The organism is Streptomyces sp. SID13666 (assembly GCF_010548325.1).
GTDB classification, from domain to species: domain Bacteria; phylum Actinomycetota; class Actinomycetes; order Streptomycetales; family Streptomycetaceae; genus Actinacidiphila; species Actinacidiphila fildesensis.
In genome coordinates this window covers 1-19,544 of record NZ_JAAGLX010000052.1, presented here as the reverse complement: position 1 = coordinate 19,544, position 19,544 = coordinate 1, and the positions used below count along the sequence as shown (strand labels likewise).

Below are 19,544 nucleotides of genomic sequence, written 5' to 3'. Positions count from 1 at the left end.
ATGGGCCACCCCACCAGGCCCGTCGACGCCAGCGCCCGACCCCGACTACGGGCCCTGGCTGCCTACCTCCGTCAGCTCAAGGAAGAGGCGCACGTTACCTACACCGCCCTGTCCGAGGGCACCGGCCCCGCCCGCTCGCCGGGGTACCGTGGGGCCTCCACCCTCAGCCAGGCCGCCCGCGGCACCCACCTGCCTTCGCTTGAGACCGTCCTTGCCTATGCCCGTGCTGCCGGTGATCCCGGCAGCCGGGCTGTGCAACAACGGGAAGTAACAGTCAGAGGGTTGTGGAAGGCGGCCGCGATCGAGAAGGCCCGCCCGCACCTGGCCGGCCGCGGCCTGCGGATCCGGCAGGTCCGCACCTCGGCCTCCCTGGGCCAGGCCCTCACGCGACTGCGTGTGCGGGCCGGCCAGCCTTCCTACAGCGTCATCGAGCGGGCGACCCACGCCGCCGGGCACCGCGTGCCGCGTTCGACAGCCCACCTGATCCTGGGCGGAAAGGTCCTGCCCAGCCGCGAGCAGTTAAGCGCGCTCCTCGGAGCCTTCGACGTGACCGTTGCGGACAGTCTCGCGTGGCAGGCGGTCCGCGGTCGCATCGAGTACCGCCTGCAGCCGCCCGCGCCCCGGCGATGGGGAGGATATGCGTGCGCCGACACTGACCCCGCTGTGCAGGAGTACCTCGAGCGCCGCGAGCGCGACGAAGAGATCAAGCGGCGCACCGGGCAGATCCATCCGGACGAGACGTACGAGGACTACGAGGAACGGATGCGCGAGAGGGCATGGTGGCAGGCTGCGGACGCCTGGTTGGACGAAGACGAAGACGACGACGAACCAGAGGACCCCCACGAGCTGGAAGCCGAGGCCGAAAGGCAGGCGCAGGCCGCCGAGCAGACCACCTTCCGCCCGCAGTGAAAGCCATGGCGGAGCACATCACCCTTAAGGGGCGGGATGCCGATCACGCCTGACGGCTCCCGAACCAACTGAGTGCCACCCCTGCCCACAGCCCGCCCCTTCCCCGGTGCGGGGACGCGTGCTCGCCGTGTACGTGGGGGGTGTCAGATGCCGTGGAACGGCGTTCCCGGTGCGGATCGGCCCGACGCTGCGGCCTGTGCCCACCTCACCTACAGTTCCGCGAGCTCGGCATACGGCTGCGCCACCCGAGGTCGGGTGCCGTCCGGTGGGTGAGGGGCTTGTTGCTCTCGGGGGTGGGTGTGGCGAGAAACGGCGAAACGCTGGGTGGGGCCGTGCCGTGTCTGGCTACGCTCGGCTGATGCCGTCGTTTGCGGGTGATCCGCGTCATGAGCGTCTAGGCCCTGTCCGGCCGATCATGGCGCTGCCTCGTGCTCGGGTTCCTGTCTGCGCCTGGTGCGGATTCAGGCAGCGGCGATCGGCCTTGGCTTCTCGCCGCCGGGGCGGCCCGTGACAATGTGGGTATGGATGCTACTGAGGACCCTGTAGCCGTGGTTGCATGCCTGCGGTGCGAGCCGTGGGACCGCAGGTGGAACAGCCTTGAGGTGGCGGGCGTCGATCTGGCGTCGATCTACACCAGGATGGAGGGCTGCACGTACACGTGGGTCGCCAATGGCGGCTCCCTCCACGAGCGGGGGATGGCGACCGTGAGGTTCATCTTTGAAGAGATTGAGAAGGTCCTTCCCGAGCTCGCCGAGCATGACAGCGCGCGCGTCTGGCATCGGTTGCACAGGATGGCTCAGCTGATGGTGGCGCACAACACCGCACCGGTTGAGGTGAGTTCCTAGGAACTCATCGGTCGGTCATGTACGGAGCCAGATGACGAGGCTTGCTGCCGTGATGGTGCCGAGGAAGACGTAGCCGCGCTTGTCGTAGCGGGTGGCCACTGCTCGGTGGTTCTTGAGTCTGTTGATGGCCCGTTCGACGGTGTTGCGCTTCTTGTACCGCTCTTCGTCGAAACCTGGTGGCCGGCCGCCGCGCGAGCCTTTGCGCAGGCGGGCGGCCTGGCTGTCGGTCTTCTCCGGGATCGTGTGCCTGATGCCGCGGCGTCGCAGGTATTCGCGGCAGGGCCCGTTGCTGTAAGCCTTGTCCGCGGCGAGACTGTCCGGCTTCTTGCGGGGCCTGCCCGTCCCGAGTCGAGGAACGCGGATCTTCTCCAGCACCGGCTTGAACTGAGTACAGTCCGCTCGCTGCCCTGGCGTGACAACCAGGGACAACGGACGGCAGCGGCCATCCGCGCTCAGGTGGAGCTTGGTCGAGAACCCGCCGCGCGAACGGCCCAGGCCCTCACCTCCAGCACCACCTCCACCAGCCGGCCGACGAGACTCTGCCACGACGTCTCGTCCCGGTGTTCTGCCGGCACGTCCCCCTTTGAGGCGGGAGTCGGCGGCGGATCGGTGCGGGCGCCGGCGGCATGTTGATGCGCTCGCACGACGGTGGAGTCGACGGAGATGTCCCAGTCGATCTCACCCGCCGCATCGGCTTCGGCCTGGACCTGCTGGAGCAGGTGGCTTCGTAGCTGACGATTGACTCCACTTGTAGGTCTGTTGTGACTCCACTTAGCAGCCTGTCGCTTCAGTTTTGTAGGTGAGAACTGACTCCAGTTACTGTCCAGTAGGACGTGGGGATGCCTTTGGATGTGGATCATCACCCACTTGGCGCGTCCAGGAGGCGGAGCTCTGAGGGAGGCCATCTGATGAGAGCGACTCTTCATGTGCCGGTCCGCTGCAGAGGACTCGTTGGGTCATGCCCTTGATGGCCGCAACTCGCAAGGAGCTCATCGTGCAGACCGCGCCGTTCACCGCCTGTCTGGCCGTCCGGGACGTCACCGAGACCCTCGACTTCTACGAAAGCCTGGGTTATACCGTCGGCCGGCAGAGCATCGCCGACGACCATGCCGTCCACCTCATCTTCAACGGCGAGGCCATGGCTTTCATGATCCAGCCTGCGGACGAGGTGCGGGACTTCATCCCGCAGACGGCCGCTGACCTAGGCGCTTCGGGCTACTTCTATCTCAACGCCCCGGACTTCGATGCTGCGGTCGCCCGCATCCGCGACCAGGTCGAGGTACTCAAGGAAACCGCAGACGGGGGCTTCCGGATGATGTACTTCCGCGACCCCAACGGCTATGCGATGGCGTTGAGTGCGCCTTCGGCCTGAAGCAGTGCCGGGCCGTCAGGGCGCGCGAGGCGAGGCCCGGCATAGTGGTCGAGCCTGCGTGGCGGTCGGCGAGGGCACTCGTCGGCCGTGGAAGGGACGAGCGACCCGGTCAGCCGCCGGCTTGAGCGGCAGCTGCCTGTTCGGCTCGGGCGCGGGTGGCTGCCAGTCGGTAGGAGTCGGTGCCGGTCTCGATGATGTTGCCGCCGAACGTCAGCCGGTCCACGATGGCCGCGCAGAGCCTCGGATCGGTGAACGTCTTGGTCCATCCTCCGAAGGATTCGTTTGAGGCGATGGCCACGCTGTTCTTCTCCTCCCGTTCCGTCAGAACCTGGAACAGCAGTTCGGCGCCGCGGCGGTCGAGTTCCATGTAGCCCAGCTCATCAATGCACAAAAGGTCGACGCGGCCGTAGCGGGCGATGGTCTTGGCCAGCAGTTTCTCGTCGGCGGCCTCCACGAGCTCGTTGACGAGCTTGGTGGCCAGCACATACTTCACCCGGTACTCGTGCATCGCGGCCTCGGTGCCCAGCGCGATGAGCAGGTGTGACTTGCCCGTTCCGCTGTCGCCGATCAAGCACAGTGGCAGGCCCTTCTTGACCCAGTCGCACTTGGCGAGGGTGTGGATCGTGGCCGGGTCGATGACGGGGTTGGCGTCGAAGTCGAACTGCCGGATCGACTTCTCGCGCGGAAAGCCGGCCGCCTTGATCCGCCGCTCGGATCGGCGTCGGGCCCGGTCGTCGCATTCGGATAGCAGCAGCTCGGCCAGGAACCCGCGATACGTCATCTGGTCGCGGACGGCGGCTTCGGCCAGCTCGGGGTACTGGGTCCGGATGGTGGGCAGCCGGAGCATCCGGCATGCCTGGTCCACCGCGGTGTCGGCGGCTTGTTCGGTCAGTCCGCGGTTGCGCTTGGCGGTCACGGTGCCTCTTCCTGGTATGCCTGGCCGTCGGCGGGACGCCGGCGGAATCGCAGCAGCTGGTCGTAGGCGGCCACCGACGGCAGCGGCCGGGGGTCAGGTGGCAGCGCGGCCAGGCGCCGCTCGGTCAGCGAGGTCACCGTCGCGCCGCCGTCCACCCGGCGCCGCGGGACGTCCTGCTCGGCCGGCTGGTCGGCGCCCTGGTCGGCCTCGCCCCACTTGCGGGCCTCCAGCGCGACCGCGTCGGCGGTCAGTGCGCCGGCTCGCAGCGCGGTCGCGATCCCGGCGACCACGTGCTCGTGGACCATGTGCCGGTGCAGCAGCAGGACCGCGATCAGCGCCCGGGTTCCCTCCGCGTCGCCATGGGCCTTGCAGGCCGCCTGCCACCAGGCGTCGTGGACTGGGGTGAACTTGCCCGCCGATCTGGCCTGGTCCAGCGCGGTCGCGCCGGGCAGCGCGCCCGGTTTGCGGACCAGGGCCTCCAGGTAGTGGTCCAGCTCCAGGCGGGAGCCGCCCTTGGCGATCAGACGCTCGTGGCGGGCGACTTCCCGGTGCGCGTCGTAGACCACCAGCTCCGAGGCGTGCAGTACGACCCGCACCATCCGGCCGATCAGCCGCACCGGCACCGAGTAGTGGTTGGTGCGCACGCTCACCTGGCCGTAGCGGTTGACCCGTAGCGAGGACACCAGTCCGGTCTCGAAGTCCTCCTCGGGCAGCGGGACCAGGAGCGGGCGCTCGGCGGCGAACATCTCACCGATGGTCAGCGCCCGCTGCATGATCCGGCGGGCGTCGTCCTCCTGGTCCCAGCGCTCGATCATCGCGTTCAGCTCGGCGAGCGAGGCGACCTTCGGGACGGGGACCAGGTGGTTCCTGCGGAACCAGCCGATCTGCCCCTCGACGCCGCCCTTCTCGTGCGCGCCCTCGATGCCGGGATTGCAGTAGAAGCTGTTGATCGAGAAGTGCGAGCGGAATGCCGTCCAGCGGTCGCTTTCCACCCGGCCTCGGGTGCGGCCCAGCACCTGGCTGACCGCGGCGCGCAGGTTGTCGTAGCGGACCTTGCCGAAAGGCACGCCGCCCAGCACCTGAAGTGCGTGGACGTGGCCTTCCAGGAACGCTTCCTGACCGCACGAAGCGAAGATCTTGTGCACGGCCTTCCCGCTGAACGACAGGCGCAGCGAGAAGAGGAACACCTTGGTCGGGACGCCGTTCAGGTGGATCCAGACGTCCCCGAAGTCGACCTCCGCCTCATCGCCGGGGCGGTGGGTCTGCGGCACGAACGCCTGCGGCGGCCCCCGGCCCTCCTCGATGCGGATCTCCGGGCGCCGCACGGCGATGTAGGCGCGGACCATCGAGTAGGTCACACCCCGGGCGCCGTGCTCGTCGATCAGCCGGTCGAAGACCCGCTTGACGGTGTGCCGCTGCTTGCGCGGCGCGTCCAGGTCCTCCCGCAGGATCTGGTCGATCGTCGCCTTGAACGGATCCAGGCGCGAGACCCGGGCCGGAAGCTGCTTGCGCGGCGCCGGCCACACCGACTCCAACGCCATCGAAACCGTCCGGCGGCCCACCCCGTACTTCGCCGACAAAGCCCTGCTGGACAGCCCTTCGACCCGAGCGTCATGGCGTATCGACGCGTACAACTCGACCTTCGAAACAGGCACTTGAGCCACCCAGCGCTAGCCGATGCGCCCCGATACTCCCACCGCAAGCCCTCCGGTGGAGTCAAAACTCACCGACATCAGCTCTCGCCCGACGGCACTGGAGTCAGAACCGGCCTACCGCTGGCCTCAAAACTCACCTACAAAGCCATCACCTGGAGGCTGCGGCAGCAGCACGTTCTGCAGGCGGTGGATGTTGGCGCACCAGGGTTCGCCATCCGACTCCGTCCAGAGGTCCATCAACTCTGACGGCTCGGTCATAACGCGTTCGGGGGCCTGAAGGGCGAGGCCGCGCGGGCCAGTGAGGTCGGGAAGGGGCTCCTCCGGTCCATAAATCGGATCGGAAGGCTCACCGCCAGGACACTGGGCGGCGACGAGGGCGGCCGCGGCTGCGGCCCTCTCGGATTCGGGTGCTTCGAGGTAGCCCACGGTGTCGATCACGTCTGTGAGAGTGCCGCGGACGACACCTTCACGTTCGCCTGCGGCTGCCTCGTCAAGGTCGCCGATGAAGTCCGCTGCGGTGTCGTTGTCGAAGGGGCCGATGTCCCAGGTGCCCATGGTCTCTCCTGATCATGATGTTGACCGGGGCATCGTGACAGAGGGCACTGACAGCAGCCGCGGAGTCCCGGGACGAAATCGCTTCCCGAACTGGTGGATGTGACTTCCGATTCCCGTTGACGGCCACGGCGTCCTCGCACTGTCAGTGACAGGAGCAAGGATGGGCGGCATGACGAAGACCGGGGCGGACTACGCGTGGTTCGAGAGTGACTTTCCAGACATCGCCGAGGCGTACTGCTTCACTCTGGTGCAGGGCCTGTCGCCTGCTGAGCTGATATCGCGGCTCGAAGGACGATCGGAGGCACCCTTGCAGGGCATAGCCGCGGTCGTCGAGGCCGCTTTCGCCCAGTACGAGCTGGAGGATGGCGACCGTCAGCTGGTCGCCGTGACGACTGTCGGCGCCTGGACGCTGCTGATCGAGCCCAACGGCTACCTCGGGGTCACTGAAGAGCAAGCGCTTCCGGCCTCCGCCGGCACGAGCTGGATCTCTCATTTCGTCAACATCAACGCCGTCGGCACGTTTCTCTGGGCCGAGGACCAAGCCCTGCGACTCTGTTTCGACCCGCTGTTCCCCGAAGACCGCTGGGGCACCACGCCCGACGAACTCCTCGACGTCATGACTCGCATCGGCTTCCACGTTGACGACGACGCACCGGAAAACGAGACGGACCTTTCCTCCCCAGCCGCCTTCGCTCTGGCGGAACACCTCGCCGGCATCGCCATCACTCCCGAGCTGCTCCAGGACACGACGTTCACCTGCGCCACCGTCCGGATCCGATGACATCGTCCGTCCGCTTTCCCACCTCCGGACCCATGCATGCGGCGTGGCGCCGTGACGAACATCAGTACCGACCACGTGAAGGTCCACTTCCGGATGGACGTGGATGAGGACGGCTGGCCGCCGGCAAGCGTCGAGAGCCTGTGGGCCGTGGACCTTGGCGATGGCACCGTGCGGTTGGACAACACACCGTGGTTCGTACGCGGAGTCGCCAGCGACGACATCATCCGGGTCGAGGTCGACGATGAAGGTGTCCGGTGGGCCGGGGAGACGGTTCGGGCTTCCGAGAACTGCACGATCCGGCTGATCGTGCTGAAGGACGGCGGCTCAGCCGCTGCCCGGCAGAGCGTTCTGGAGATTTTCCACAGCCTCGGTACGACTCGGGAGGGTATCGAGAAGTACCGGATGGTGGCTCTGGATGTCCCGCCGACGGCGAACTTGCCAAAGATCCGCAAGCTCTTGGAACACGGTGACGCCAAGGGATGGTGGCACTGGGAGGAAGGATGCGTCACTGCCGCCTGGAAGTCCACTGCCTCGGAATGAGGTCCCGTAGCGGTTGCACATGCCCCTGGGGTGGCGCCGCGTTCTCACCGGCGTTTGGCGTCGAGCCATTCGTTGCTGTTCCACATGACGGGCATGGCGCCGACTGGTTCGAACCGGATGTCGGGGTCGCTGCTGTGGATCAAGCAGAAGAAGCGGCGCTGAAGCACCGCCGCACGGCGGGCCTGGTCGGCAACGATGTCCAGAACGACCTGGGCTGCTCGCGGGCAAGCGGCGACGAAGCGGTCGTAGTCGGTGATGGACAGGACGACCCCGGTGCCTTCTGGTGAGTCGTCGTACGGGCCGTAGCAGGCCACGTCGCCGAGACAGTCGTTGAGCGCGTCGAGGTTGTGACCGTAGTAGTCGGGGAACTGCAGCGCGGCGGCGACATCCCTGTGCATGTCCTGCTCGGAGGCCCACTCGCCCGCGGCGAGGCGAATGACGCGGAAACCGCGGTCTTCGAGCCGCAGGACGGCTTCCGAGAGGAGTCTCCGGCGCCAGAAGAGGGTGACGAAGGTGTTCGCCATGAATTCGATGCCGGGAAGCCTGGTTGTTCGGACATCCGGTGCCGACTGCGTGGCGGCCTCGCGCCGGAAAGCGTCCAGCAGCTGGAAGAACTCGACGACCGGGGTGGATTCCGGGGGCGTACTGCGTTCGATCTCGGCGGCCCAGCCGAGGGAGCTGGGCGTCCCGCGACGCTCGTGAAGCCATTGCGTGAATCGCTCTTCGGGCCAGAAGTCGAAGGGTTCGTCGATCGCGTGCACGCCGAGTGCGACGCGGTAGCCGGTGAGGACCGCCTCCAGATGACGGAGTGAGCCACCGGGCAGCCACATGCCAGGCCTCAGCCGGATCTGGTCCAGGAAGTCGTACACGTCCCTGCAGTCCTGCCAGTGTTTGACGGTGTTCCGCAGGCTGTCCTCGGTCGGCATGGGGTGAGCCTACGGGGCGGGCAGGAGTGGCTTTGTCCACGAGAACGGAATCTGGCTCAACTTCTGTGATGCGGCGACGCTATGTCACAGCTGAGGGCTGCTGGCCGCGCATGAGCCGCCAGAACTCGCGGTGGGTGCCCACCGACGAGCGGGAGGTGGGATGGGGCTGGCCGGATTCGAACCGGCGTCCTCCCACATGCGGTGAAGGCGCGACAGCCACTGCGCTACGAGCCCCATCCCGTCCTGATCATAGAAGCTGCCTGCGCTCTGGTGTCTTTGATTTTCCCGAAGGCGGTGAATCACTCAGCGTGGCCCTTCACGGAACTTGAGCCAGACCCCGAGAACGGACAGCAGATGTTCACCACTTCGGGAGGCACCCGGCACATCGAGGATTCGAACGGTGACGCTACACAACGTGGCGGTGCACAGTCCCGTGCCGCGGATGAAAAACACGTTGGCCGGTCCGCCCCGGAGCTGCGACGATGCCTCCTTCTTTCGCGGAGGACATTTGTTCGTTTTCGTTTGTGTGGGATGTGGCGCTGAGCTGACCATCCCACTGTCCCCGGTCCCGCTGCCGGTCCACGCCCATCAGAAGTGGGGGAACGGAATTCAGCTCCCGGTGCTCATGGAGTCGGGCACATTCGCCGTGGAACCGGAGCCCTGGGGGCCGCCGTGGCGGAGCTGGGAGGAGGTCGACCCGGACGAGGCGGCGACCCGCGGCATCTACGCACCGGTCTACGCCTTGTCCGACAGCGTGCCCGGCACCATCGTCATCGCCCCCGGGGATACCCGCGGCACCGTGCTCGTCCCGAACGAAGCCGGCGGCTACTGCTGCGGCCTCGATTGGGGTGATGGCCCCAACATGGCGTGCGATTCGTGCGGCCTGCCGGTAGCGAGCCGGATCGACGACTGCTCACTCTGGCAGGCGGTCTGGCTCGCGCCGGATGCCGTGCACTGCCTCCCCATCGACGGCACCGACACGGCGATTCTCTCCTGGGCGGAACTGCTGGAGGAGGGCAAGGCCACGCCCCCGATCGTGCCGATCAGCAGATGGGGCTCGCTCCTCGGGCTGGACCACGGGTGGTCATGGAGTCCGCAGTGGGAAGCGGCAGCCGGGCGGGGCCTGGCGCACCTGCTGGCAGCCTCCCATGGCCGACCGGTGACTGTCCCGCACGGTCTGATCGCGGAAGTGTTCCAACGCGCCCTCGACGCTCTGCTGCCTGCGGTGCAGCCAGCCCGGCGCGCGGTCCTGGCCGGACCGGGATTGTCCGCCCCCGACACGGACACCGACATAATCGTCGTGCCGACGCACCCGCAGACAGGGGAACTCTGGAGCCCGGGCGGACCGAACGCATCTGTACACCCAGTGCCGCTGCCGTTCGGGATATGGATGTGGATGGCCTTCCCCGAACCACACCTCCACCTCCCCACCTCGGGAACCATGCCCTACGGCGTACTCCGCGACGACCCGCCCCCACCACGCCCCCATCACCTGTTCCGGGCCGACCCGGGAACCTTCCAGCACACCCTGGTCCGATTGCCGGCCGTCCGCAGCCCGTGGCTGCGCGAGATCGTCGACAACCTCACGCAGGACATGCGCGCCCGCCTCTTCTAGCCGCCTGCCAGATGGCGCCGGTACTCACTCTCCGAAACTGCCGCATCGAACAGCGCCGGGCAGTGGTCCTACACCTGCTGTCCGTTCTCTCTCGTGGACAAAGCCAGGGGAGCCCTCTACAGCTTCAGCCACGATGCCTTGAGAGACTCGCTTCTCATCAAGTAGCTATCCGCGACCGCGTCCCTGGCATCTCCCGAACTCCGGTCTGGTCGGCCCAGCCCCTCAGAGCGGGCGAGACGACTGGTGGCAACGCGGGGGACGGGCCTACCGGGTGGCCTGGGCTGGTAGGCCGGTCGGCCAGCGGGGGCCGGAGTCTGGGTCGTGGGCCCATACGTACTGGCGGTCCGGTTCGACGGTCATTCCGTATTCGTACAGCGTGGGCCGGCCCTGAGCGATCCACTGGTCCCATGCCTGCTCGATGTCGTCGGCCAGGTGGCGTGGGCCGCCCTGGGTGGCGATGGTCCGGCCGCTTCCGGTGGCCGCGATGGAGGCCCAGGAGGTGCGGTCGTGGATCCAGGCGTTGAGCCCGTCCTCGTCCACGGCCGTACTGATCTGCAGGTCCGGCAGAGCGACGCGCAGCGCGAAGCGCAGGTTCCAGTCGTCGCGCAGCGGCTCCAAGGCGCGCAGGAACGCGCGTTCGCCGGTGGGCGGGGCCTGTTCGCGCACTTGCCGGTAGCGGCGGGCGGGAGCGGTGCCGCGGGCGGGCATGAACATGGCCAGTCCCTGGAACCAGCCGGATGCCGAGCGGCCGTCGTCGGCGACGGTCAGCGCGACGTGTCCCAGGTGGCCCCAGGGGGTGACGATCCGTCCGCCCGGCACCGTCTGCTCCACCCACGCCCACGGGACCTGGTCGACCGCGTAGGTCGCCATAACCCGGTCGTATGGGGCGTTGGCCGGCCAGCCCGTGTTGCCGTCCCCAACCTCCACTGCCACCATGGCGCCCGCCGCGGCCAGCCGCTGGCGGGCCGGCAGGGCCAGCACGTGATCGGTCTCCACGCTCGTGACTTGGGTGCCGGTGCGCCGCGCCAGCAGTCCGGCGTTCCACCCCGTGCCGGTGCCGAGCTCCAGGACATGGTGGCCTTCCTCCAGGAGGAGGGCGTCGAGCATGTCGACCACCAGGCTCTGCGCGGACAGGCTGGAGGTGGCGATGCCGTCGGTGACCTGGGTGACGGCCGGCTCGTCGGGGCCGGCGTAGACCTCGGTAGCCCACCGCGCGATGTCGGCCGCCCGGTCGATGGGCTGGTAGGCGTGACCGTCCCAGGTCCACAGGCGGTCGGGCGCGAACAGGTCCCGCGGCAGGACCCCGATGGCCGGACGGATCCAGGGGGAGCGCTCGGGCCACTGACCGTGCTGCTCCATGTCGTCCGCCAGGCGGAGTTGATGCTCGACGAAGGACAACGAGGCTCCTACTTGCGGTGTTTCCCGGGATCTCGCGGGGGCGGGGGCGGGACAGGGCTGTCGGCGTTTCCGGGAGGGGGATCGCCCTTGCCCAGGTCCTCGGGAGGCTTGTCGTGCTCACCCATTGTTCACGCTCCGTCAGCGGATAGTAGTTGTACCAGCATGGTGGCGCAGAGTGGCGTCGGCCGGTAGACCGCCGTGGGTGAGTGAGGGATGCAGTGTCGTTCGGGTCGAACCCCCCGCAAGCATCAATGACGTCGCGGCGGTGGGCATCCTGCCCGTGTAGATCTCCGCGAGCTGGGTGATGACGCTCATGACGACAGCGGTCGCAGCCCAGATCGCCAGCCATCCGGCGGCCTTGATCATTCGTGCCTGTCGTCGCATGGCGCCAGCGAGCGTGAGCGCGGGACTCGAAGCGGGAACTGTACGGTACGGGGGTTGAGGCTCATTTGATGCTTGGCTGCGGAACGTGGTGCCAAGCCGCTGCTCTCCCGCTCCATAGGCCGTGTTGGCCTCAGGCGGGAGGTGGTGGGGTGCGGGGAGCTTTGAGGGCGAAGTGGTTCAGCATGGTGGAGGCGATCATGAGGATCAGTGAGAAGGCCAGAACGGCCATCGCCGGGATGTTCACCCCGAGGCCGAAGTGCAGGGGGTAGATCGTGAGCATGGTGGCTCCGAGGAGTTGTGCCCATCCCCAGGGTTTCGGCCGCTGGACCCGGTGCCGGGCCCAGGGCGCCCATATGCGGCCGGTGGCGATGGCGGCGATGCCAACGCTGTATTCCAGTAGCGTCACCAGCCCGAGCAGGACCCATAGAGCTATGTGCACAGCGGTCCTTCCCTTGACCCTGAACCTACCTACCGTCGGGTCATGATCATGCCAGGCTCTCATGTGCCGTGGCTGGCGGATCTTCGTGCGGGCGCGGTCGAAGTGGGTGGATGATGTGCGTCGTGACGTCAGGGATAGTGCGCCCGCGGTGGCGGGTTGCGATGCGTAGTGGTGGGTTCTTCCTCGTGGGGGGGTGGGCTGGGCATCGTGCTGTACGGGCTGGTCACACACCCGTACCGGCTTATGGGGGCCTCGGCTTGGGGTGGGTTGTTGTTCGGGGCGGCGGTGGCGGCGACTACCAGCGCGCTGTTTCCCGGTCGTGGCCGGCGGTGAGCCGGGTACCTGGGTGGGCGCGGAGGTTCGCTCTGGCGTTGTGGTGGTGCAGTGCGCTGGGGTGGTTCGGCCTGCACGCGCTGCGCAGTGGCGGTGTGGGGCGGGTGGGTTGGATCGTGGTGTTGGTCCTGATCGTGGCTCAGGCGGGTCTTGCCCTGGCGGAGTACATCCGCCCTAGGACGAAGCGTAGGCGAGCACGCGAGGCTACCGGTCCTGGACCAGCCGAGGACTGAGCTCCGGCGTTGCGGCGGCACGGGGTGAGGCAACCGTCCCGGGCGATGCTGACCGGGGGGTGGCGCTATCGGGGACCTTTGGCAGCGCGTGCTCGGTAGCGTTCCAGAACTCCGATGGACAGCGCGGACGCGGCCATCACCCCGAAGACGATGGCACTCCCATCGCCGCGGAGGCCTCGGTCCCCGACACGGAGCCCGGCCAGCACGACAACGAGGCCGAGCAGCGCGAGCTGTACGCCCCGCAGAGCGATCGCTCGCCGCCCGCTGGCCGCCGGTTCCGTGTTGCTGTCTCTCCTGCGCACCGTCGTTGGTCCCCCTCTTGTCCGGGTCGGCTCGGCCTACTGCGTTGCGCCTATGCGCCCGCGGGAGGTCTGACGATCCGGACGGGACGATACCCGCAGAATGTGCGGCCGTCGCCGTCGCCGTCGGCTCGGCGACCGCCAAACCCATTGGTGCAGGCAGAAAACTGGCGACATCCTCTGGCTCCACCAGTTCAAACGCCTACGCATCCGCTATGAACGCCGCGCCGACCTCCACCACGGGCTCCTGCAACTGGCATGCTGCATCATTTGTCTCCGCCGACTGCAGGCATCGTCCCGGAAAGATCAGTAGGGTCGTTGGCGTGCGTGATGTACGGGTGGTTCTGATCGGCGGCACGTCGAACGTCGGAAAGTCGACGTTGCCCAAGTGGTGGCGGAGAAGCTCGGGTTCGAGTGCCTGAGCACCGACGGGCTGGCCCGGCACCCTGGGCGACCCTGGAGAACCCCGGAGTGGGAGGTGCCGGCGCACGTCGCCGAGCACTACGGATCACTTACGGTTGACGAACTGATCACGTCTGTTCTCGGCCACTACGATCGACTGTGGCCCCGCATCAAAGAACTGATCACGGCCCATGCGAGCGAGGACCGCGGCAGGACAGGCCTGGTTCTGGAGGGGTCGGCACTCTGGCCTATCCGCGTCGCGAGGATGCAGATCCCGCGCACGGCCGCCGTGTGGCTCACCACCGACGACTCCGTAGTACGCGCCCGCGTTCACGTGGCGGGCTGCTATGAAGCAGCCACAGACGAGGAACAGGTCCTGATGGACAAGTTTCTGGCCCGCACTGAGCGCTACCAGACACTCATGATCGATGCCATCGACAGGCTGGGCCTGGATCGCATCGACGCGGGTGGCGGACAGTCCGCCGCAGAACTGGCTGACACCGTGATCGCGGCAGCCGACGTACAAACGGCGGTGGGACGGTCGTCCACCGATCGCTGACCACCCAACGGCTCACCTACGGCACATCCCGACGCCAAGCGCCCCACCAGCTCATATTGAAACGATCAGTAAGTCCGGGTAGCGGATGGTGAACGCGTCGGCGGCAGCTGGCCCGAGTGCCGCGTTGCGCCGCCAGGACCTGCTCCGGGTCGGGGGCCGACCCTGCCGGCGGTGCGCAGCGGCAGGATCGACACACTGTCCGCGCGTCGGCGAACCGGCCGTCCTCGAACGACTGTTCCGACCCGTGCGGGGCGCTGCTCTCCGACACCCAAGTGTGCGCCCCGGCCGCATGTGGTGAAGCCCGCCGGACGGGGGCCGCCGACCGCTAACGTTCTGAAGCCACCAGAGTTGAGTGTGGACTCCGGGCCACGCAATCCGGGCGAACGGGGGGACCGTTGTGCTGACCGACAAGGAAGTTCTTGATGCTGTGCAGCGTCATATCGGGGATCGCAGCGGGGTGACCGTGGATCTGCCTGGTGCGGCCGATGTCACCTGGTATCCGCTGATCGAGGGCACGGTCGAGCGCTGCACCGAGACCCGCACGGAGACCAAGCGGCAGCACGACGGCAGGATCGATCTGTCGGGGAAGCCGGTGTACGACGTGCTCGACGACGTTGTGCTGGGCCCGCCGAAGTACCCCTTCACCTCGGTGACGAAGAAGCTGGTACGGCGGGGCACCGTGGTGGAGAAACTCTGTGAATGCGGCAACGGCACCGTCACCTGCCAGCGCTGCCGGGGACAGGGTGAGTTCTCCTGCGACCCGGCAACCGCTTGCCCCAACTGCCGCGGTATCGACCCGTGTGTGCGCTGCCACGGTAGCGGTCGCAGCAAAGGCAGAACCGGCATCGAGACCACCGAACTGTCCTCGGACCGTGTCACCTGCCGCAGATGCGGCACCCCGGACACCGCGTGTTCCGGGTGCCACGGCCAAGGTCAGATCTGCTGTCCCGCGTGCCAGGGCAAGGGCAGCCGTACCTGCCCCCACTGCGACAGCACCGGCACTGTGATCCACAAACAGTGCGCTGGCACCGGCGGAACAGTGACGTGGACCGAAGGCATCGTCACCCGCACCCCGCACAAGGAGCAAATACGGCTCCCCGAAACCGGACCGGCGCCCATGGCCCGGTGGTACGCCCGTGACGCCGGCAACTGGAGCACGCTCACACTGACCGGCCGTGAACCCCTGCCGGGCGATCTTGCACACGAGTTCACGACCTTGCAGACGCGCATGGCGCCGAAGCCGGACGAGATCGCACGCCGTGCCACCCTGCGCCACCTGCCTCTTGCGCGGGTGCAGGTGCACCAGGTTCCGCATCGCGTCTACTACGTCTTCCCCTGCCACAGTGCACTGCAGGTACGCACGCTGCCCTCCCGGCACAGGGTCTGGCAGGCTGCCGCAGCGGCCCTTGCGGCTCTCGCGGTGCTGATCCTCCTACACAGCATCATCTGAAGGACCCCCGGCCATGAGAGGGAACGGCGCCCGGCACGGCACGAGGCGAGGGTTCGCACTGGTTTCATTTCGGGGGACGAGAGCCTGTCTCCCTGATCGGGGCACATTTGGTTCGCGCGGTTCAACTGCTCGGTGGCAGGCTGCGGTTATGGATCAAGCTGAGGTGTTGCTCATCGGAGGGCGCGCCGGCGTCGGCAAGACGACGGTGGGATGGGAGGTCTCAGCACATCTGCGTGCTGAGATGGTTGCTCACTGTGTGATCGAAGGTGACTTCATGGGGCAGGCCCATCCCGCTCCGGAGGGGGACCCGCGCCGCAGGAAGATCGCCGAGCGCAACCTGACGGCGCTCTGGTCGAACTATGCCGAGCTCGGGTATCGCCGTTTGATCTACACGCACACGGTGAGCGTTCTGGCTGAGAATGAGGGCATGTTCCGGCGCGCCATGGGTGCGAATGTCAGGATCATCCGGGTGGTGCTCACCGCGTCCGATGCCACCGCTCGTGAGCGGCTGACTGGTCGGGAACTGGGGTCGGAGCTGGAGCATGAGTTGGAGGGCAGTGCCCGCAAAGCGCGGATTCTGGATGAGCAGATGCCCCTGGACACGGTGCGAGTGGCGACCGACGGACGGGCCGTGGTCGACATAGCGCGCGACGTGGCGAGCGCCACCGGCTGGCTGCCGAGCGTCTCCGGGTAGGTTCCTCGCCGCTCAATGTCGGGCCCAGATGAGGATGGCAGCGAGGTGGAGTGCGGCTGGTAAACGTCTCGGGCGAGGTGTCGGACGGCATGATCCACCTCAGTCGTCCTGATCGAGCCGGTCGCGATACAGCGATGGAGTGCTGTGGGACTCATGGAGGCCGTGCGCTGCGAGAACCGCCTGATCCAGCCGTATCTGGATCAGACGGCCACGGTCCCCTGCGCCGTCGGCCCTCTGGAAGCCCGCTCGGGTGCGGGACCATCCACCCGGCGCCGGGGTGACCTGCTGCTCCTGGTGGTACCCAGGCCCCAGGCGCCGAGGGTCAAGATGGTGGCGGCGCGTTCACGCCGTTCGGTGCTCTGGCCGAGCGTCCGCCGGAGGATCTGGGTGGTTTCGGCGATTCGACCGGCGAGCTCGAGGGACTGAAGGATTGCGGTGGTGGCGTTGAGGGCGGTCTCTCGGACCGTGGGGTCCGGGTCCAGCAGGTGCGCGCAGACGACGTCGAGGAGCCTGCTGCGGACAGCCCGGACCGCATCGGTGACGCCCGAATCGTTGCCGGCCTTCTCCTCGGACGTCTCGGCGTAGGCGGACGAATCCGCGATCTCCGGGGCCTTGTCCGAGAACTGGAGCAAGCGAAGTGGCGTGTCCTGTGCCGCTCCAGGCATGCTCCAGCGCAACCCGGTCGGTGCCTTCGATCACGGAACGTGGATCAGGCAGTCGGCAACCCGCGGCCTGACCGGAGATCGGGTACTCATTTTGGGTCGTCACACCGAAAGCATCGCCCTGCTACCGACGAGCCTCGCAGTCGGACTTTAGGAGGGTTAGCCAACCCGCCGCTGACGTACCCCTCCGTCCCAGTCGGTGGTGACCGCCTTCGCCCTGGCGGCGGCCTTGAAAGGCTGAAGGAGACCACCGGCTGGAAGGTAGTCGCCCCGCCATGGGGGCGGCTGCCGCTGCCGCTTACCCTGCGGTTTGGTAGGTGACGGTGGTGGTGGGGCATTGGGCGGCGAAGGTGAGGAGGGCCTGGTGTTCGGGCTGGTCCATGGCCAGGTCCCAGCGCAGTTTCGTGCCGACCCAGGCCGCGGCGTACGTGCAGTGGTAGGAGGTGTCGGAGGGCAGCCACTGGGCCGGGTCCTTGTCGGCCTTAGAGGTCGTCTCATTTGGTGAGCCTGCGGTAGCAGATCAGTGTGCAGGCGATGCTGGTGAAGGCGAGGAAGTGTTCGGCTGTGCGCTCGTACCGGCGGTGCAGTCGGCGGCAGCCGGCAAGCCACGCCATGGTGCGTTCGATGGTCCATCGGTGACGGCCCAGCCGTTGGGAGGACTCGATGCCCTTGCGAGCGATCCGCGGGGTGATGTTGCGGGATCGGAGCCATTGCCGCAGGTGACGGTTGTCGTATGCCTTGTCCGCGTGCAACTTTCCAGGCCTGCGGCGGCGTGGTCCACGGCGCGAGCGGATCGGCGGTATCCCGCGAACGAGCGGCTCCAGGGCCTGACTGTCGTGAAGGTTCGCCCCCGAGATCCCGATCGACAGGGGTAAACCGGTGCGGTCGGTGATCAAGCGGATCTTCGAGCCATTCTTGCCCCGATCCACAGGATTCGGACCTGTCAGGTCCCCCCTTTCAGGGCCCGCATGTTCACCGAGTCGATCGCGCACCGAGACCAGTCCAGGTCGCCACGCGAGCCCAGTTCGTCGAGCACCAAGCGGTGCACCTTGGCCCAGACCCTGGCCTTGGACCACTCCGTGAAACGACGGTGCGCTGTCGGACCGGACGGCCCGAACACCCCAGGTAGTTGCCGCCAGGTGCAACCGGAGGTGGCCACGAACACGATCGCGGCCAGTACCTCGCGGTCCCCGTACCGCCGCCGACCGCCACCTTGCGGCCGCGTCGGAGCCGACGGCACCACCCGCTGAAACATCACCCACAACTCGTCCGGCACCAGCCGCTCAACGATCTGCATACCGGCAGAATACCAACGACGCCTAATGAGACGACGTCTAAGTGGGCGTTTCGTTCATTTATCGAGTCTTATGATGCAGTTCGTCGGAGTCGCAACCTGGGCGGAATGCCTGCTGTATTGGCATTCACTGGGTGAAGAAGTGCGCCGGGGGCCGTCAAACAGAGCGCTTCAGCAGGAATTGCACCGTCTCGATTGGATGCACCCCGGATTACACCGTTGCATCCAGACCACCAACCGCTCCCATGCACGCCCTGCCAACGACGCCCCAGACTCCGGTACTTCAGCAGTATGCAGCCCCGACCGCGCTACCCCAGCGACCTCTCCGACGCCCGCTGGGAACTCATCCGGCCCACCCTGCAAGCCTGGCGCGACGCCCGCAACGGCATCCGCAAACCCACTCACGACCTGCGCGCCCTCATGGACGCCATCCTCTACGTCGACCGCACCGGCATCCCCTGGCGCTACCTGCCCCACGACTTCCCACCCTGGCAAAGCGTCTACGGCTACTTCGCCCAGTGGGAGACCGACGGCATCTTCGACCACCTCACCGGCCTGCTGCGCACCCTGCTCCGCCAAGCCGAGGGCCGCAATGAACAACCCAGCGCCTGCCTCATCGACTCCCAGAGCATCAAGACCTCCACCAACGTCCCCCTCGCCGGCCAGGGCATCGACCCCGCTAAGAAGATCATCGGACGCAAGCGGCACATCGCCACCGACACCCTCGGTCTACTTCTGGCCGTCCTGGTCACCGCCGCCAGCGTCCACGACTCCACCGGCGGCACCCACCTCCTGAACCACCTCGCCATCCACAACCCGACCGTCTCCAAGGCCTGGGCCGACAACGGCTACAAGAACAAGGCCATCGAGCACGCCGCCACCCGCGGCATCGACCTCGAGATCGTCCAACGCGACCCCGCAACCAAGGGCTTCACCGTCCAACCGCGACGCTGGGTGGTCGAACGCACCCTGGGCTGGCTCATGCAACACCGCCGCCTGACCCGCGACTACGAAGCCCTCACCAACCGATCCGAAGCCATGATCCACATCGCAGCCATCAACCTCATGACCCGCCGACTCACCGCGGAAAACACACCCACCTGGCGAGACACCTGACCCCAAATGAAACGGACAGCAAAGAACCAAACGCCCACTAAGAGGGCGGTTCGTGAGTTGATGTCCGGTTCTGGGTGAGACGGGATAGGGCTATTGCTTGCGGATGAAGATGCCGGTGTCGACCTCGGTGAGGACGTCGAGTTTGACCAGTCGTTTCAGCTTGGCGC

Annotated in this window: 17 protein-coding genes, 1 tRNA gene and 3 pseudogenes; 11 read left to right on the top strand and 10 right to left on the bottom strand. The window is 67.2% G+C overall.

Annotated features, from left to right (window positions below):
- Complete coding sequence (locus G3I60_RS37900) at nucleotides 1-909, top strand: helix-turn-helix domain-containing protein (protein ID WP_164298930.1); 909 nt, start codon at nucleotides 1-3, stop codon at nucleotides 907-909.
- Nucleotides 910-1,430: 521 nt separating this feature from the next.
- Nucleotides 1,431-1,754: a hypothetical protein gene (locus G3I60_RS37895; protein WP_164298928.1), complete on the top strand. Its 324-nt coding sequence runs from the start codon at nucleotides 1,431-1,433 to the stop codon at nucleotides 1,752-1,754.
- Nucleotides 1,755-1,769: 15 nt separating this feature from the next.
- Here the strand turns inward: G3I60_RS37895 and G3I60_RS37890 are convergent.
- A pseudogene (locus tag G3I60_RS37890) lies at nucleotides 1,770-2,473 on the bottom strand (IS5 family transposase); the annotation flags it as partial.
- Between the two features lie 275 nt (nucleotides 2,474-2,748).
- Here G3I60_RS37890 and G3I60_RS37885 point away from each other — a divergent pair.
- Nucleotides 2,749-3,126, top strand: coding sequence for a VOC family protein (locus G3I60_RS37885; protein ID WP_164299670.1), 378 nt, complete (start codon nucleotides 2,749-2,751; stop codon nucleotides 3,124-3,126).
- A gap of 109 nt (nucleotides 3,127-3,235) precedes the next feature.
- Here the strand turns inward: G3I60_RS37885 and istB are convergent, their stop codons facing one another.
- The 3 genes from istB to G3I60_RS37870 all read right to left on the bottom strand — a co-directional run bounded on the left by istB (nucleotide 3,236) and on the right by G3I60_RS37870 (nucleotide 6,252).
- Complete coding sequence (gene istB, locus G3I60_RS37880) at nucleotides 3,236-4,042, bottom strand: IS21-like element helper ATPase IstB (protein WP_164299672.1); 807 nt, start codon at nucleotides 4,040-4,042, stop codon at nucleotides 3,236-3,238.
- Complete coding sequence (gene istA, locus G3I60_RS37875) at nucleotides 4,039-5,697, bottom strand: IS21 family transposase (RefSeq protein ID WP_164299674.1); 1,659 nt, start codon at nucleotides 5,695-5,697, stop codon at nucleotides 4,039-4,041. Before istA ends, istB begins: the two co-directional genes overlap by 4 nt.
- Before the next feature lie 126 nt (nucleotides 5,698-5,823).
- Nucleotides 5,824-6,252 carry a DUF4259 domain-containing protein gene (locus G3I60_RS37870; protein ID WP_164299582.1) on the bottom strand — a complete coding sequence of 143 codons (429 nt, stop codon included), beginning with the start codon at nucleotides 6,250-6,252 and terminating at the stop codon, nucleotides 5,824-5,826.
- 169 nt (nucleotides 6,253-6,421) lie between these two features.
- Here G3I60_RS37870 and G3I60_RS37865 point away from each other — a divergent pair, with 169 nt between their 5' ends.
- Together G3I60_RS37865 and G3I60_RS37860 are read left to right on the top strand one after the other, a co-directional pair.
- The gene (locus tag G3I60_RS37865; RefSeq protein ID WP_164299584.1) at nucleotides 6,422-7,033 is read left to right on the top strand and encodes a DUF6461 domain-containing protein; all 612 of its coding nucleotides are present in this window, start codon (nucleotides 6,422-6,424) and stop codon (nucleotides 7,031-7,033) included.
- A gap of 51 nt (nucleotides 7,034-7,084) precedes the next feature.
- A complete protein-coding gene (locus G3I60_RS37860) occupies nucleotides 7,085-7,573 on the top strand; it encodes a DUF4265 domain-containing protein (RefSeq protein ID WP_343241891.1) in 489 nt (162 codons plus the stop codon).
- Nucleotides 7,574-7,617: 44 nt separating this feature from the next.
- On the opposite strand, the gene G3I60_RS37855 is transcribed toward G3I60_RS37860, so the two are convergent.
- A complete protein-coding gene (locus tag G3I60_RS37855) occupies nucleotides 7,618-8,499 on the bottom strand; it encodes a barstar family protein (RefSeq protein ID WP_164299587.1) in 882 nt (293 codons plus the stop codon).
- 161 nt (nucleotides 8,500-8,660) lie between these two features.
- A tRNA-Ala gene (locus tag G3I60_RS37850) sits at nucleotides 8,661-8,734 on the bottom strand.
- 273 nt (nucleotides 8,735-9,007) lie between these two features.
- On the opposite strand from G3I60_RS37850, the gene G3I60_RS37845 reads away from it, so the two are divergent.
- Nucleotides 9,008-10,114: a hypothetical protein gene (locus tag G3I60_RS37845; protein ID WP_164299589.1), complete on the top strand. Its 1,107-nt coding sequence runs from the start codon at nucleotides 9,008-9,010 to the stop codon at nucleotides 10,112-10,114.
- Between the two features lie 264 nt (nucleotides 10,115-10,378).
- Here the strand turns inward: G3I60_RS37845 and G3I60_RS37840 are convergent, their stop codons facing one another.
- Complete coding sequence (locus G3I60_RS37840; protein WP_164299591.1) at nucleotides 10,379-11,512, bottom strand: methyltransferase domain-containing protein; 1,134 nt, start codon at nucleotides 11,510-11,512, stop codon at nucleotides 10,379-10,381.
- A gap of 514 nt (nucleotides 11,513-12,026) precedes the next feature.
- Nucleotides 12,027-12,335: a hypothetical protein gene (locus tag G3I60_RS37835; RefSeq protein WP_164299592.1), complete on the bottom strand. Its 309-nt coding sequence runs from the start codon at nucleotides 12,333-12,335 to the stop codon at nucleotides 12,027-12,029.
- 1,046 nt (nucleotides 12,336-13,381) lie between these two features.
- Between G3I60_RS37835 and G3I60_RS37830 the strand changes: the two are divergent.
- From G3I60_RS37830 to G3I60_RS37815, 4 genes and pseudogenes are all read left to right on the top strand, one after another.
- Nucleotides 13,382-13,513: pseudogene (locus G3I60_RS37830) on the top strand (IS5/IS1182 family transposase); the annotation flags it as partial.
- A 25-nt stretch (nucleotides 13,514-13,538) separates the two neighbouring features.
- Nucleotides 13,539-14,161: pseudogene (locus tag G3I60_RS37825) on the top strand (hypothetical protein).
- 397 nt (nucleotides 14,162-14,558) lie between these two features.
- Nucleotides 14,559-15,611: a hypothetical protein gene (locus tag G3I60_RS37820; protein ID WP_164299640.1), complete on the top strand. Its 1,053-nt coding sequence runs from the start codon at nucleotides 14,559-14,561 to the stop codon at nucleotides 15,609-15,611.
- Between the two features lie 148 nt (nucleotides 15,612-15,759).
- Nucleotides 15,760-16,305, top strand: coding sequence for an AAA family ATPase (locus G3I60_RS37815; protein WP_164299638.1), 546 nt, complete (start codon nucleotides 15,760-15,762; stop codon nucleotides 16,303-16,305).
- Nucleotides 16,306-16,505: 200 nt separating this feature from the next.
- On the opposite strand, the gene G3I60_RS37810 is transcribed toward G3I60_RS37815, so the two are convergent.
- Nucleotides 16,506-16,937 (bottom strand): hypothetical protein, encoded by a 432-nt coding sequence (locus tag G3I60_RS37810; protein WP_164608330.1) that lies wholly within the window; start codon nucleotides 16,935-16,937, stop codon nucleotides 16,506-16,508.
- A gap of 524 nt (nucleotides 16,938-17,461) precedes the next feature.
- Nucleotides 17,462-18,264, bottom strand: a protein-coding gene (locus G3I60_RS37805; RefSeq protein WP_203674866.1) for an IS5 family transposase whose coding sequence is annotated in 2 segments (ribosomal slippage) — nucleotides 17,462-17,916 and nucleotides 17,916-18,264 — 804 coding nt in all. Because the reading frame shifts where the segments join, the coding sequence is not laid out codon by codon here.
- Nucleotides 18,265-18,552: 288 nt separating this feature from the next.
- Between G3I60_RS37805 and G3I60_RS37800 the strand changes: the two genes are divergently transcribed.
- Nucleotides 18,553-19,377 carry an IS5 family transposase gene (locus G3I60_RS37800; RefSeq protein ID WP_164608329.1) on the top strand — a complete coding sequence of 275 codons (825 nt, stop codon included), beginning with the start codon at nucleotides 18,553-18,555 and terminating at the stop codon, nucleotides 19,375-19,377.
- The last annotated feature ends 167 nt before the right edge of the window (nucleotides 19,378-19,544 follow it).

Excerpts from the sequence above, each read along its gene's own strand:
- G3I60_RS37815 (WP_164299638.1), top strand. The coding sequence starts at position 15,760 with ATGGATCAAGCTGAGGTGTTGCTCATCGGAGGGCGCGCCGGCGTCGGC.
- G3I60_RS37855 (WP_164299587.1), bottom strand. The coding sequence starts at position 8,499 with ATGCCGACCGAGGACAGCCTGCGGAACACCGTCAAACACTGGCAGGAC.
- G3I60_RS37865 (WP_164299584.1), top strand. The coding sequence starts at position 6,422 with ATGACGAAGACCGGGGCGGACTACGCGTGGTTCGAGAGTGACTTTCCA.
- G3I60_RS37895 (WP_164298928.1), top strand. The coding sequence starts at position 1,431 with ATGGATGCTACTGAGGACCCTGTAGCCGTGGTTGCATGCCTGCGGTGC.
- G3I60_RS37800 (WP_164608329.1), top strand. The coding sequence starts at position 18,553 with ATGCAGCCCCGACCGCGCTACCCCAGCGACCTCTCCGACGCCCGCTGG.
- G3I60_RS37870 (WP_164299582.1), bottom strand. The coding sequence starts at position 6,252 with ATGGGCACCTGGGACATCGGCCCCTTCGACAACGACACCGCAGCGGAC.
- G3I60_RS37900 (WP_164298930.1), top strand. The coding sequence starts at position 1 with ATGGGCCACCCCACCAGGCCCGTCGACGCCAGCGCCCGACCCCGACTA.